12 protein-coding genes, 1 pseudogene and 1 riboswitch are annotated in these 13,956 nt (G+C 59.8%); of the genes and pseudogenes, 12 read left to right on the top strand and 1 reads right to left on the bottom strand.

Going from position 1 to position 13,956, the window contains the following annotated elements:
- Positions 1-67: 67 nt before the first annotated feature.
- The 12 genes from VGK14_RS11310 to VGK14_RS11255 all read left to right on the top strand — a co-directional run bounded on the left by VGK14_RS11310 (position 68) and on the right by VGK14_RS11255 (position 13,737).
- On the top strand, positions 68-3,289 hold the full coding sequence (locus VGK14_RS11310) for a FimV/HubP family polar landmark protein (protein WP_331509197.1): 3,222 nt from the start codon (positions 68-70) through the stop codon (positions 3,287-3,289).
- Between the two features lie 62 nt (positions 3,290-3,351).
- Positions 3,352-3,966 (top strand): hypothetical protein, encoded by a 615-nt coding sequence (locus VGK14_RS11305; RefSeq protein ID WP_331509196.1) that lies wholly within the window; start codon positions 3,352-3,354, stop codon positions 3,964-3,966.
- Positions 3,963-4,742: a tRNA pseudouridine(38-40) synthase TruA gene (gene truA, locus VGK14_RS11300; RefSeq protein WP_331509195.1), complete on the top strand. Its 780-nt coding sequence runs from the start codon at positions 3,963-3,965 to the stop codon at positions 4,740-4,742. Before VGK14_RS11305 ends, truA begins: the two co-directional genes overlap by 4 nt.
- 46 nt (positions 4,743-4,788) lie before the next feature.
- Positions 4,789-5,412 carry a phosphoribosylanthranilate isomerase gene (locus tag VGK14_RS11295; protein ID WP_331509194.1) on the top strand — a complete coding sequence of 208 codons (624 nt, stop codon included), beginning with the start codon at positions 4,789-4,791 and terminating at the stop codon, positions 5,410-5,412.
- Positions 5,399-6,601, top strand: coding sequence for a tryptophan synthase subunit beta (trpB, locus tag VGK14_RS11290; protein WP_331509193.1), 1,203 nt, complete (start codon positions 5,399-5,401; stop codon positions 6,599-6,601). Before VGK14_RS11295 ends, trpB begins: the two co-directional genes overlap by 14 nt.
- 2 nt (positions 6,602-6,603) lie before the next feature.
- Positions 6,604-7,404, top strand: a complete 801-nt coding sequence (gene trpA, locus VGK14_RS11285; protein ID WP_331509192.1) for a tryptophan synthase subunit alpha — start codon at positions 6,604-6,606, stop codon at positions 7,402-7,404.
- Positions 7,405-7,418: 14 nt separating this feature from the next.
- Positions 7,419-8,285, top strand: a complete 867-nt coding sequence (gene accD / locus VGK14_RS11280; RefSeq protein ID WP_331509191.1) for an acetyl-CoA carboxylase, carboxyltransferase subunit beta — start codon at positions 7,419-7,421, stop codon at positions 8,283-8,285.
- A gap of 78 nt (positions 8,286-8,363) precedes the next feature.
- Positions 8,364-9,659, top strand: a complete 1,296-nt coding sequence (gene folC / locus VGK14_RS11275; RefSeq protein ID WP_331509190.1) for a bifunctional tetrahydrofolate synthase/dihydrofolate synthase — start codon at positions 8,364-8,366, stop codon at positions 9,657-9,659.
- The gene (locus VGK14_RS11270; RefSeq protein WP_331509189.1) at positions 9,641-10,360 is read left to right on the top strand and encodes an SPOR domain-containing protein; all 720 of its coding nucleotides are present in this window, start codon (positions 9,641-9,643) and stop codon (positions 10,358-10,360) included. The genes folC and VGK14_RS11270 overlap by 19 nt, the downstream gene beginning before the upstream one ends.
- On the top strand, positions 10,357-10,848 hold the full coding sequence (locus VGK14_RS11265; RefSeq protein WP_331509188.1) for a CvpA family protein: 492 nt from the start codon (positions 10,357-10,359) through the stop codon (positions 10,846-10,848). Before VGK14_RS11270 ends, VGK14_RS11265 begins: the two co-directional genes overlap by 4 nt.
- Positions 10,849-10,861: 13 nt before the next feature.
- The gene (gene purF, locus VGK14_RS11260; RefSeq protein WP_331509187.1) at positions 10,862-12,403 is read left to right on the top strand and encodes an amidophosphoribosyltransferase; all 1,542 of its coding nucleotides are present in this window, start codon (positions 10,862-10,864) and stop codon (positions 12,401-12,403) included.
- Positions 12,404-12,433: 30 nt separating this feature from the next.
- Positions 12,434-12,505, top strand: a riboswitch (SAM riboswitch).
- 56 nt (positions 12,506-12,561) lie between these two features.
- A complete protein-coding gene (locus VGK14_RS11255; protein ID WP_331509186.1) occupies positions 12,562-13,737 on the top strand; it encodes an O-succinylhomoserine sulfhydrylase in 1,176 nt (391 codons plus the stop codon).
- Between the two features lie 68 nt (positions 13,738-13,805).
- Here the strand turns inward: VGK14_RS11255 and VGK14_RS11250 are convergent.
- Positions 13,806-13,956, bottom strand: a pseudogene (locus VGK14_RS11250) (peroxiredoxin); the annotation flags it as partial.

Here is a 13,956-nt window from a genome sequence, read left to right as displayed (position 1 = left end):
CCTTAAGGGTGGGACAGTGCACAATTCCAGAGTAAAACGGATTTCGCTGGCGGTCTGCTTCGCGTTGATGCCTATCGCTTCATACGCTGCGGGATTGGGCAAGTTGACAGTGATCTCCGGCTTGGGGGAACCTCTGAGCGCCGAGGTCGAGTTGCTGTCCACCACCAAGGACGAGCTCGCTTCGCTATCTGCGCAAATCGCCTCCAGCGCAGTATTCGCCGAACAGGGCGTCGAGCGGGCGGCGGTGCTTTCCGCAGTTAGAGTCGAAGTGAGCAAGCGCCCGGACGGCACTCCGGTGTTGCGCTTGAGTTCGTCGCAACCAATCAGCGATCCGTTCCTGGACATGCTGATCCAGGTCGAATGGTCTTCCGGCCGTCTGTTACGCGAATATACCGCGCTGCTCGATCCCCCAGGCTACGGCGATCGTTCGGCTACAACTTCTGCCGCAGCTTTGCCTGGCGCCGGTGCGGCACAAGCGGCGCCCGTTCCGGGGGCGTCCACGGAAAAGATCTCCCGTAAGGGCAAAACGCACAAGGGCGCGGCGGCCCAAGCCCCGGTCGATACTGTTTCCACCGAGAAGCCCGAAGGCCATATGGTCCAGAAAGGCGACACCCTGCGCGCCATCGCCAGCCAGTCCCAGGTAGAGGGGGTCAGCCTTGAGCAGATGCTGGTAGGCTTGTATCGTGCCAACAAGGAAGCGTTTGCCGGGGGCAACATGAATCGCCTCAAGGTGGGGCAGATCATCCATGTGCCAGCGCCGGATGAGCTGCAGGCAGTTACCCAGGGCGAGGCAGTCAAGGAGATTCGCGTCCAGACCGCAAACTGGAACGCCTATCGCAATAAATTGGCTGGCATGGTGGCGGAATCGGCCCCGGCGCGGGAAGAGCCGTCTTCCCAGACTGCAAGCGGCAAGATTACCGCTCCCGCCGAGGATAAGTCCGCGGTGCCGGCACAGGGCCCGCGCGATGTGGTTAGGCTTTCCAAGAGCGAATCCGGAGCGGTCGCCAAGGGAGGGGCCGCCGATGTTGCAAGCCGCTTGACCGCGTTGCAGGAAGAAGCCACCGCGCGAGAAAAGGCCATCAAAGAAGCCGATGCGCGCGTCAGCGTACTGGACAAGCAGCTGCAGGATATGCAGAAGCTGCTGGAAATCAAGAACAAATCCCTGGCCGAAGCGCAAAAAGGCGCTAAAGAGCCTGCGGCGGCAACGCAGGAGGCGCCCAAGCCGGCACCCGGCGTCACACCGCCGCAGGAAGTTCCGGTTGCGCAGATAGCCAAACCTGTGCCCGAGCCGGCAAAGCCTGCCGCAGAGCAGGCGCCCGAAGCCCCTAAGGCCGAGGCCAAGCCGCAGGAGAAGACGCCGAAGAAAATCGTCCGTCCGCAACCGTTGCCGCCTAAATCCGAGCCTGGCATTTTTGATACCCTGCTGGACAACCCCTTGCTATTGGCTGCCGGTGGCGGAGGTTTGCTGGCCTTGATCGGCGGCATGTGGTTCTACCTGCGCAACAAGCGCAGGAAAGGCCTGGACAGCTTTGAGCAGGGCATCCTCACTACCGGCGGTCTCAAGCCGAATACCGTCTTCGGCAATACCGCCGGAGGCACCGTCGATACCGGCAACACGTCATTCCTGACCGACTTCGGTCAAGGCGCCACCGCCGGCATGATCGATACCAACGATGTCGATCCCATTGCCGAAGCTGAAGTGTATATGGCCTATGGCCGCGATGTTCAGGCAGAAGAAATCCTCAAGGATGCGCTCGCCAAGGAGCCGAAGCGCCATGAGTTGCATCTGAAGCTGCTGGAGATTTTTGCCAATCGCAAGGATACGGCAGCGTTTGAGACGCTGGCAGGCGAACTGTATGCCGCGTTGGGTGCGACGGATGCAACCTGGGCCAGGGTGGCCGAAATGGGCCGCAAGCTGGAGCCGGATAATCCGCTCTACGGCGAAAGCGCTTCTCATCCTAAAGCGGAAGTTTCCGCGGTCGATTTTGACGCCACAATGATCCAGCAGGCTCCCCCTCCGGTCCCGGATAGTCTGGATCTCAGCCTGGGTGCGGAAGACGCGACATTGGATTTTTCTTTGGACGAAGCGGTAGCCGATACGACAGCAGGCGCGCTTGAGCCGGCGACTGAAAACAATGCGTTGGATTTCGATATCGGCGGCCTGGAATTGACATCGAAAACGCCGCAGGCCGCAGCCGTCGATGAGTCATTGCCTGATCTTGACGTTTCCGTGGCGGACCTGGAGCTTCCTGCGTCTCAGGAATCCGGCCTTGAGCCTGCCGGGCTCCCAGGGGCATCTGTCGAGCAGGAAACCGCAGGCCTTGATTTTCAGCTGGATCTGCCTGAACCTGCCGCCGAGGAAAACGCTCAACTGGATGTGGCCGATCTTGGCGTAGAAGCCCTGCCGGATTTGCCTGAAACTGAAACTCCGGTGATGGAGGAAAGTAGCGGCGGCATTTCTCTCGATTTACCGGAGCTGGACGTTCCTGCGTCAGGCGAAGCGTCTTTGGCGGAACAAGAGCAAGCCGTTGATCTCGCATTGCCGGAACTGGAACTGCCGGCGCTGCAAACTGCCGAAACCGGGCAGCCGGAAACGATGCCTCAGGAAAGCGCCGCACAGCAGGCATCGGAATCGTCATTCGATCTTTCGGCACTCGATATGCCGGAGCCGATGTCAGATTCGACTGAATCCGCTGCCGAAGCCGAGTCTTCGCTACCAGACCTGGATGTGTCTGTGGCCGAGACTGGGGCTGCCGAGGAAGTTTCACTCGATCTTCCTGCGAAAGAACCGGCTCAAGTTGCTTCCTTGGATATGGATTTAACTGCTGATCTTCAGGAACCGCCTGCTGCAGCGGAAGAGGCTGTGGATATTGACCAGAGCATGATGTCTGAAATGCCGGTTGAATCTGCGGTCACTGAAATCGAACTGGAAGAGGCGCCGGCAGAAGCAGCCAGCGGGCTGGACTTCAATTTTGATGTCGATCTTGGTGAGCCGGAGCAACCAGCGAATACGGCGGAAGCTGCGGCCACGGAACTGCCTGATCTTGATCTTTCCGGCATAAATCTCGATGTCGCTGATGCCGATACGATGGAAATGGCCGGCGCCACGGAGGAAATCACGCTATCGGCTTCGGAATCCCCGGACGTAGACACCAAGCTCGACCTTGTCACCGCCTACATCGATATGGGAGACCAGGAAGGCGCACGGGAACTGTTGCAGGAAGTATTGAAGGAGGGCGGCCCGACACAGCGCGAAAAAGCGCAAAAATTGTTGGAAGGCCTCGACTAATTTGGCAGTTATCGAGTTTGCAGCCGGGCTGAACGCCCGGCTTTTTTGTTTGTCGGGCTGGCATGCATCCTCTTGTTAGAATCGTTTGCCTGATTGCCTTTGCCGTTGCGCTGCAACTGATGCAATGGCGCCTCTTGGCAACCGCATGCATACTGTTGCCGGTGCTGTTGGTCTGGCGGGGCGCCTCCGTTTTTCTTGTGCTGATTCGCCGCGCACGCTGGCTATTGCTATCCATCCTGCTGATCTACGCCTTTGCCACGCCCGGCGAGTATCTGCATGGCTTCCCCGATTATGCGGCACCCACCTACGAAGGCTTGCGCATCGGAGTGATCCAGATGGCGCGACTGGCGGCCATGCTGGCGGCATTGTCGTTATTGCTCGCCACCTCCAGCCGGGAAGACATCATGGTCGGGGTATATCTTCTGCTGCAGCCTTTACGCGTGCTTAAGCTTGCCCCCGAGCGTTTTTCCGCGCGCCTGTGGCTGACGCTGCATTACGTCGAGACCATGCCCAAGGGCGTGCTGCTGCGCCTGCGCCAGCACGGCTGGCGTCTTGAGGATATCCTGCAGGAGGATGTGGAGCGACCCGATGTCGTGCTGATGCGATTCCCGAAATTCAATTGGCACGATGCGCTGGTGGTGCTGCTGTTGCCGATGCTGTTCTGGATGCTGGCATGAGAATGGCGCTTGGGCTGGAATATGATGGCAGTCGTTTTTGCGGCTGGCAAAGCCAGCCCTCCGGTTGCGGCGCGCAAGACCATCTGCAGACGGCGCTGGCGCGCATGGCCGGGCATGAAATCAAGGTGGCCGCGGCCGGGCGTACCGATGCCGGTGTGCATGCGTTGTCGCAGGTGGTACATTTCGACACTGCAGTAAATCGCCCGCAGAATGCCTGGGTGCGCGGCGTCAATGCCTTTTTGCCGCCAGGCTTGCGCGTATTGTGGGCGCGCGAAGTCGATGCCGGATTCCACGCCCGTTTCAGCGCCGAGCGCCGCAGTTATCAATATCTGCTGCAGATCAGTCCGGTAGCGCCGGCGGTGCTGGCCGGCAAAGTCGGCTGGTACCATCGGCCGCTGGATATCGAGGCCATGCGCCGGGCTGCTGCCCATTTGCCGGGCGAGCACGATTTCAGTGCTTTTCGTGCGGCCGAATGCCAGGCGAAATCCCCCGTCAAGCATTTATATCGGGCCGACATCCGCCCGCATGGCAACACGCTGCTGTTTGAATTCAGCGCCAATGCCTTTTTGCATCACATGGTGCGCAATCTTGTCGGCAGCCTGGTTTATGTCGGTAAAGGCGAGCATGCGGCGGAATGGGTGAAAACCTTGCTGGAGCATAAAGACCGGCGTTTCGCCGCGCCCACCTTTATGCCGGACGGCCTTTACCTGACCGGGGTGCATTACGACGCACGCTGGCAATTGCCGGTCTGTGCACGTTCGTTGCCGCTCGGCTGACAGCGGACGGCGTTTCGGATAACCTACGGCTTTTTCTGCGATATCAATGGTCACCCGAGCAAAAATCTGCGGCATCACCCGCGTCGAGGATGCGCTGGCTGCGGTCGCCCATGGCGCCAATGCGATCGGCCTGGTGTTTTATGAAAAAAGCCCGCGCCAGGTAAGCATGAGCCGTGCGGCGGAAATCGTTGCCAGCCTGCCGCCTTTCGTCGCTGCCGTCGGCCTGTTTGTCGATGCGGAGATGGATCTGGTGCACGACGTCCAGCAGCAGGTCCGGCTCGACTTTCTGCAATTTCACGGCGATGAATCGCCGGATTATTGCCAGGCCTTTGATTTTCCTTACATCAAGGCCTTGCGCGTCAGGCCGGGGCTAAATTTGTTACAATACGCGGCTGATTTTGCCTCCGCGCGAGCATTGTTGCTGGATGCCTATCAGGAAGGCGTCGCCGGCGGGACGGGCAGGACTTTCGACTGGGACCTGATTCCGGCCGGTCTGCCCAAGCCGGTCATCCTGGCCGGTGGCCTCAATGCCGCCAACGTCGGCGCAGCCATCCGGCGCGTTCGTCCTTATGCGGTGGACGTCAGCGGCGGAGTCGAGCGGGAAAAAGGAATAAAGGACGCGGCCAAGATAGCTGCGTTCATGCGAGGAGTGCTTGATGCAGAAGTATGATTTTCCGGATGTGCGCGGCCATTTCGGTCCTTACGGCGGCGTGTTCGTTGCCGAAACCCTGATCGAGGCGCTGGATGAATTGCGTGCGATGTACGACAAGTACCGGCTGGATCCGGCCTTCCTCGCCGAGTTCGCCGACGACCTTAAGCACTACGTCGGCCGCCCCAGCCCGATTTATCACGCCAAGCGCCTGTCGGACCATCTCGGCGGTGCGCAGATCTACCTCAAGCGCGAAGACCTCAACCACACCGGCGCGCACAAGATCAACAACTGCATCGGCCAGGCGCTGCTGGCGAAAAAGATGGGCAAGCCGCGCGTGATCGCGGAAACCGGCGCCGGTCAGCATGGCGTGGCGACGGCCACGGTGGCCGCGCGCATGGGGCTGGAGTGCGTGGTGTACATGGGCTCCGAGGATGTCAAACGCCAGTCGCCGAATGTATTCCGCATGAAGCTGCTGGGCGCGGCCGTGGTGCCGGTGGAATCCGGTTCCAAGACGCTCAAGGATGCGCTCAACGAAGCCATGCGCGACTGGGTAACCAACGTGGAAAGCACGTTTTACATCATCGGCACCGTGGCCGGCCCGCATCCGTACCCGATGATGGTGCGCGATTTTCAGGCGGTGATCGGCGTCGAGGCCAGGCAGCAGATGCAGGAAATGCTGGGGCGCCAGCCGGATGCGGTGATCGCTTGCGTGGGCGGCGGTTCCAATGCGATGGGCATTTTCTATCCCTATATCGAACTCGATAGCGTGCGGCTGATCGGCGTCGAGGCCGGCGGTTACGGCCTCGAGACTGGCAAGCATGCGGCGCCGTTGACCGTGCACAGCCCGGCGGGCGTATTGCATGGCAACCGCACGCGCTTGATGCAGGATGAAGGCGGCCAGATCATCGAAACCCATTCGATTTCCGCCGGGCTGGATTATCCCGGCGTCGGCCCCGAGCATGCCTGGCTGCAGGACAGCCATCGTGCCGAATACGTGGCGATCAACGATGACGAAGCGCTTGCTGCCTTCCACACGCTGTGCCGCATGGAAGGCATCATCCCGGCGCTGGAATCCAGCCATGCCGTCGCGCATGCGATGAAAATGGCGCCCACCATGTCGCGCGATGCGGTGCTGCTGGTCAACCTTTCCGGCCGCGGCGACAAGGACATCAATACCGTCGCCACTCTTTCCGGCATCAAGCTCTAACCATGTCACGCATACAATCCACTTTCTCCAATCTCAAACAGCAGGGCAAAAAAGCCCTGATCCCTTATATCACCGCCGGCGACCCCAATCCGGCGCTTACCGTACCGCTGATGCATGCGATGGTGGAGGCCGGGGCCGACATTATCGAACTGGGGGTGCCGTTTTCCGATCCGATGGCCGACGGCCCTGTCATTCAGCGTGCCAGCGAGCGCGCCTTGGCGCACCATGTCAGCCTCACCGATGTGCTCGGCATGGTCGCTGAATTCCGCAAGGCCGACGACACGACGCCGGTGGTGCTGATGGGCTATGCCAATCCGGTGGAGGCGATGGGCTACCAGAAATTCGCCAACCTGGCGGGTCACAGCGGTGTCGACGGCGTCTTAACGGTGGATTACCCGCCCGAGGAGTGCGAAGAGTTCGTGGCATTGTTGAACCAACACCGGATCGACCCCGTGTTCCTGCTGGCGCCGACTTCTGCTGCCGCCCGCGTCGAGGCGGTGGTCAAATCTGCCAGCGGCTTCGTCTATTACGTTTCGCTCAAGGGCGTGACCGGCGCCAGCAATCTCGATATCGAAGAGGTGTCGCGCAAGGTGGCGGCGATTCGTACGCTGACTACGCTGCCGATCGGCGTCGGCTTCGGCGTGCGGGATGCCGCCACGGCCAAGGCCGTAGCCGGCATCGCCGATGCGGTGGTGGTCGGCAGCCGTACGGTGCAGGAAATCGAAAACTCCGGCGAGCAGGAAGTCGTGGCCAATGTCAAGAAGCTGGTCGGCGAGCTGCGCGGCGCCATTGATAGCTTATAAGCCAAAGGTATTTCATGAGCTGGTTGCAAAAACTCCTCCCCCCCAAGATCAAGCGCGGCGATAGCGCCGCCAGGAAAACCGTGCCCGAGGGGCTGTGGAGCAAGTGTCCCAACTGCGAATCGGTGCTCTACCGTACCGACCTGGAAAAAAACCAGGAAGTCTGCCCCAAATGCGGCTTTCATAATCGCATCAATGCCCGCAGCCGGCTGGATATGGTGCTCGATGCGGAAGGCCGCTTCGAAATCGGTACCGAGGTCACACCGCTCGATCCGCTCAAGTTCAAGGACAGCAAGCGTTACGCCGACCGGCTCAAAGCCAGCCAGGCCGAAACCGCCGAAACCGATGCCCTGATCGTGATGCAAGGCAGCATCAAGACCGTGCCGGTAGTGGCGGCAGCCTTCGAGTTCCGCTTCCAGGGCGGGTCCATGGGCTCCGTGGTGGGCGAGCGCTTCGTGCGCGGCGTCAATAATTGCATCGAGAACAATCTGCCGTTCATCTGTTTCTCCGCCAGCGGCGGCGCGCGCATGCAGGAGGGCCTGTTTTCGCTGATGCAGATGGCCAAAACCAGCGCGGCACTGACCGCGCTGGCGCGCGCCAGGCAGCCATTCATTTCGGTATTGACCGACCCTACCATGGGTGGCGTTTCCGCCAGTTTCGCGATGCTGGGCGACGTGATCATCGCCGAGCCGGGCGCACTGATCGGTTTTGCCGGTCCGCGCGTCATCGAGCAAACCGTGCGCGAAACCCTGCCGGATGGTTTCCAGCGCGCCGAATTCCTGCTGGAGCACGGCGCCGTGGACATGATCGTGGATCGTCGCGAAATGCGCGACCAGTTAGTCACGTTGCTCACCAGTCTGCTGCGGATGCCGGCCGTCGCTTGATCTGCGCAAATAGGATATGCGGAACGAAGTGCATCTTTATTGCACTATAAATTCTGATTATTCCGCCACTCTGTTTCCATGCCCCCTTCAACGCTTCCTGACTGGCTTTCCTATCTCGAGCGGCTGCACCCCAAGTCCATAGAGCTCGGCCTTGACCGCGTCAATCGGGTCAGGCTGCGGATGGGGTTGGCGCCGGATTTCCCGGTGATCACCGTCGGTGGAACCAACGGCAAGGGCTCGACCTGTTCGATGCTGGAGCGCATTCTGAGCGAAGCCGGGTATCGTGTCGGCTGCTACACATCCCCCCATCTATTGCGCTACAACGAACGCGTGCGTATTTCCGGCCAGGAAGCGGACGATGACCAGCTATGCGCGGCTTTTGCCCAGGTGGAAGCCGCGCGCGGGGATATTCCGCTGACTTATTTCGAGTTCGGTACGTTGGCGGCGATATGGCATTTTACTGAGGTCGATGTCGATGCGGCCGTGCTGGAGATCGGCCTGGGCGGCAGATTGGATGCCGTGAATGCGTTCGAACCCGATTGCGCGGTGATTACCAGCATCGATCTCGATCATCTGGATTATCTCGGCAATACCCGGGAAAGCATAGGCTTTGAAAAGGCCGGCATATACCGTGCCGGCGTTCCGGCGCTTTGCGGCGATCCGGCTCCGCCAAAATCGGTGCCTGAGAGTGCGCATCGAGTCGCAGCGGAATATATGCAGATTGGCGTGGATTTTGGTTACGAGGCCAACGAGAACAATTGGAATTTCTGGACTAAAGGCGCGCGCATTGAAAACCTGCCGTTGCCGGCGCTGAGCGGCAGTTTCCAGCTGGACAACGCGGCTTGCGCGGTAGGGGCGCTGCTGGCTATGCGCGAAACGCTCCCGGTTACCGTCGAACAGATTCGTGCCGGGCTGTCCAATGTGAGGCTGCCTGGGCGATTCCAGATATTGCCGACCAGGCCGCAGATGATTCTCGACGTGGCGCACAATCCGCACGCTGCACGCGGACTGGCTGGAAATCTCCGGCAAACGGGAAATGACAGAGGGCGCACGCTGGCGATATTCGCGATGCTGGCCGATAAAGACATTGCCGGGGTGCTGCATGCGGTGGCGTCCGAAATCGATGAATGGTTTCTGGCAGGAATCGATAACGTTCGCGGAACCTCCGCCGAACAACTGCAACAGATGGTGCGCGATCATGTGCCCGGAGCCCGGGTTACTGCGTTCGATTCCCTGGCCGCTGCCCTGAAGCAAGCCTGTCGTAGCGCGGGCGAAAATGATAGAATTGTGGCATTCGGCTCGTTTTATACCGTTGCCGATGTGCTGCGCGCGTTGCCAACCACTGGAACAGGCTTATGGCTGCTGAACAGCTGACCGACAAGGAAAATCAATTCAAAAAACGCGCGCGGCGGCGGCTGGTTGGAGCGGTCGCGCTGGTGCTGCTGATGGTTACGATACTGCCCATGGTACTGGATGACCGGGGCGGACAAAAAACGCCTCAGCCGGAAATCGCGATCAGTATCCCCAGCCAGGACGGCGCCGGGTTTTCTTCTAAAATCGTTCCGGTAACGCCCGAGCCTCCGGCTCCGGCCAAGCCGGCCGTCCAGATGACTTCACCGCTGGAAAAACCCGGTGAGGCGAAAGCTCCAACCGTAACCACTGCGGAACCCAAAAATCCTGTCGCTGTCTCCAACAAGGCCAAGCCGGTTGCCGTGGTGAATCTTGGGGAGCCGGTGTCGGCCGAAGACAAGCCAACTTCAGTGCAGCCCAAGGGCTTGCCGGAGACTGCCAAAAAAACTGATGCGCCAAAACCTGCTCAGCCTGCGGCGGCCGAGAGCAAAAAAGGAACGGTCTCGGTACAGGTCGGGGTGTTTTCCGATGCCGCCAAGGTCAAGCAAATACGGACCAGGATTGCCGAATCCGGAGTACAGTGTTACACCGAAAATCTGCAGACTCCCAAGGGCGTGAAAATTCGCTTGCGCTGCGGACCCTTCCCCGGAAAAACGGAAGCCCAGCAGGCACTTGAACATATCAAGGCTGCCGGTTTCGGCGGTATTCTGGTTACTAACCAGTGACGATATTCGATTATGTTGTGCTCGGCATTGTTGGAGTTTCCATTTTGCTGAGTCTGATGCGAGGATTCGTGCGGGAATTCCTGGGGCTCGCCAGTTGGGTGGTTGCCGCACTGGCTGCCAAGACTTATGCGGTGGATGTTGCGGTCATGCTGCCGGCGAGCATCCCGAATCAGGGCTTGCGCCTGGTTGCTGCCTTCGCTATCGTGTTTTTTGGCATTCTGCTGGTTGCCAGCCTGTTGGCAATCGCGCTGGGCGAATTATTCAGGAAAGTGGGCTTGGGCTGGCTGGACCGCGGACTGGGCGGGCTGTTCGGCTGCGCGCGCGGTCTGCTGATCGTAGGCGTGCTCGTGCTTCTGGGCGGACTCACTTCCTTGCCGCAGGACCCACGCTGGCGCGATGCGATGTTCAGCGCCCCTTTGGAGGCCATGGTGATGTCCATCAAGCCATGGCTGCCGCCGGAAATGACGAAACATATCAAGTACGATTGATCAGGCTTAAACCATGTGCGGAATTATTGGCATTGTAGGCAAGAACCCGGTAAACCAGAGCCTCTACGACGGGCTGCTGGTGCTCCAGCATCGCGGCCAGGACGCGGCGGGTATCGTCACCTGCGATGGCGGCACGTTTTACATGCACAAGAATAACGGCCTGGTGCAGGATGTATTCCAGACCCGGCACATGCGCAACCTCAAGGGCAACGCCGGTATCGCCCATGTGCGCTATCCCACCGCAGGCAGCTCTTCCGCAGCCGAGGCGCAGCCGTTTTACGTCAATTCCCCGTTCGGTATCGTATTGGGCCACAACGGCAACCTGACCAATTCCGAGCAGTTAAAGCGCGAAATGTTCCGCCAGGACTTGCGTCACATCAATACCAATTCCGATTCGGAAGTGCTGCTCAACGTGCTGGCGCACGAAATCGAGCAGGCGGCGGGCAATACCTCGCTCGATAATGACATGATTTTCAAGGCAGTGGCGGGTGTCCATCGGCGCTGCCGCGGCGCATATGGCGTGGTGGCGATGATCGCGAATTATGGCATGCTGGCCTTTCGCGACCCTTACGGTATCCGCCCGCTGGTCATCGGCCGTGCACAAACCGAAAAAGGCATCGAGTATGTGGTGGCCTCGGAAAGCGTCGCGCTGGACGTGCTGGGTTTCGAAATGGTGCGCGATGTTGCGCCGGGCGAGGCGGTGTTCGTCGATCTTGACGGCCATTTCTATTCCCGCCAATGCGCGGAGAATTCCGTGCTGAGTCCCTGTATTTTCGAGTATGTCTATCTGGCGCGCCCCGACTCCGTGATTGATGACGTTTCGGTTTACCAGACGCGTCTGCATATGGGGGAGAGCCTGGCGGAAAAAATACATAACGAATGGTCGCATCACGATATCGACGTGGTGATTCCGATCCCCGACACCAGCCGCCCCAGCGCGCTGCAACTGGCCAATGCGTTGAATCTGACCTATCGCGAAGGGTTCATCAAGAACCGCTATATCGGTCGTACCTTCATCATGCCGGGGCAGGCACAGCGCAAGAAGTCGGTGCGCCAGAAGCTCAACCCGATCGGCATGGAATTCAAGGGCAAGAACGTGCTGCTGGTGGATGACTCCATCGTGCGTGGCACGACCTCGGAGCGCATCGTGCAGATGGCGCGCGAAGCCGGAGCCAACAAGGTGTTTTTTGCTTCGGCGGCGCCTCCGGTGCGCTTTCCCAACGTTTACGGCATCGATATGCCGAGCCGCAGCGAACTGCTTGCCACCGGGCGTTCCGACGAGGATATCTGCCGTGAAATCGGCGCCGATGCGCTGCTCTACCAGGATTTGAGCGCGCTGGTACGCGATGTGAAACTGGGCAACCCCGATATTACGCGTTTTGACTGCTCCTGTTTTGACGGCGATTACGTGACCGGCGATGTGACCGAGAGCTATCTTGCCGCGATCGAAATGGCACGCCAGGATGGTGAAAAATCGATCAGGCCGGCCAACTCCAGCACCCAGCTGGATCTCAATCTGGTCGGGGCCGATCAAGTCGAGGAAGAAGCTGGCTGACGGTTGACAAATCAGTCGTCGAAGTCGACAATCCATCACAGCGCCGATTTGAATCAGCTTGCGGGCGCGTTAAAAATACAGCTAAAGCGAGGGCAACCCGATTTAGCGTGCGCTGATCGGGTTTTTTTACGCCCATGGAATTGAAAAGGTGAACGACGATGAACAATGATAAATGGCATTTCGATACCAACGCGGTACGCGCCGGCAGTTTGCATACCGAATTCGGTGAGAACTCGGAAGCGATGTTCCTGACTTCCAGCTTCGTATTCGAGAGCGCCGCCCAAGCCGCAGCGCGCTTCGGCGGGCAGGAGCCCGGCAATATCTATTCCCGCTTCACCAACCCCAGCGTCACGATGTTCCAGGACAGGCTGGCAGCGCTGGAGGGCGCGGAATTCTGCGTGGCTACCTCGTCAGGCATGTCGGCCATCCTGGCTTGCGTGATGGGGTTGTGTTCGGCTGGCGACCATATCGTCGCCTCGCGCAGCATTTTCGGCACCACGGTGCAATTGTTCGGCAACATACTCAAGCGCTGGGGGCTGGAGACGACCTTTGTTTCTCTGACCGACCCCAGAGAATGGGAAGCGGCGGTCAAGCCGAACACCAAGCTGTTTTTCGTGGAAACGCCGTCCAATCCGTTGACCGAAGTATGCGATATCAGCGTGTTGGCCACACTGGCAAATAAATCCGGTGCGCTGCTGGTGGTGGACAATTGTTTTTGCTCGCCGGCTTTGCAAAGGCCTATTGAGCTTGGCGCGGATATTGTCGTGCACTCGGCGACCAAATACATCGACGGCCAGGGCCGCTGCCTTGGCGGCGCCGTATTGGGCAAAAAGGAGGTGCTGGAACCGGTGTACGGCTTTTTGCGCACCGCCGGGCCGTCCTTAAGCGCGTTCAATGCCTGGGTGTTCCTGAAAGGGCTGGAAACCCTGCCGTTGCGCATGGAAGCGCATTCCCGCAATTCCCTGTCCCTGGCGCAGTGGCTGGAGGCACAGCCGCAGGTGGCGCGGGTCTATTATCCGGGGCTGGTCTCGCATCCGCAGCACGCATTGGCGATGAAGCAGCAGAAAACCGGCGGCGGCATCGTGTCGTTCGACCTCAAGGGCGGCAAGGATGCCGCCTGGAAGCTGATCGACAGCACCCGTTTGCTGTCGATTACCGCCAATCTGGGAGATGCCAAGACCACCATCACCCACCCGGCGACTACTACCCACAGCCGGGTTACGCCGGAAGCGCGTGCCGCTGCGGGTATTGGCGACGGGCTGGTGCGGATCGCGGTCGGCCTGGAGAATGTGGACGACATCAAGGCCGATCTGGCGCGTGGGTTGGGAGCCTGAGCTTCAGCATCGCCGGCAACAAAAAACGGGGCAATCGCCCCGTTTTTTATGGGTGAGCCGGTGATGGACTACAGAGCCTCGGCATTGTCAGCCAGATAGCTGGCCACGCCCGCGGTGGAGGCCTGCATGCCGGGCTTGCCCTTGCTCCAGCCGGCGGGGCACACTTCGCCGTGCTGCTCGAAGAACTGCAAGGCATCCACCATGCGCAGCATCTCGTCG

The sequence above is a fragment of the Novimethylophilus sp. genome, assembly GCF_036504375.1.
In the GTDB taxonomy this organism is placed as follows: domain Bacteria; phylum Pseudomonadota; class Gammaproteobacteria; order Burkholderiales; family Methylophilaceae; genus Novimethylophilus.
This window is presented reverse-complemented; position numbering and strand designations above follow the sequence as displayed.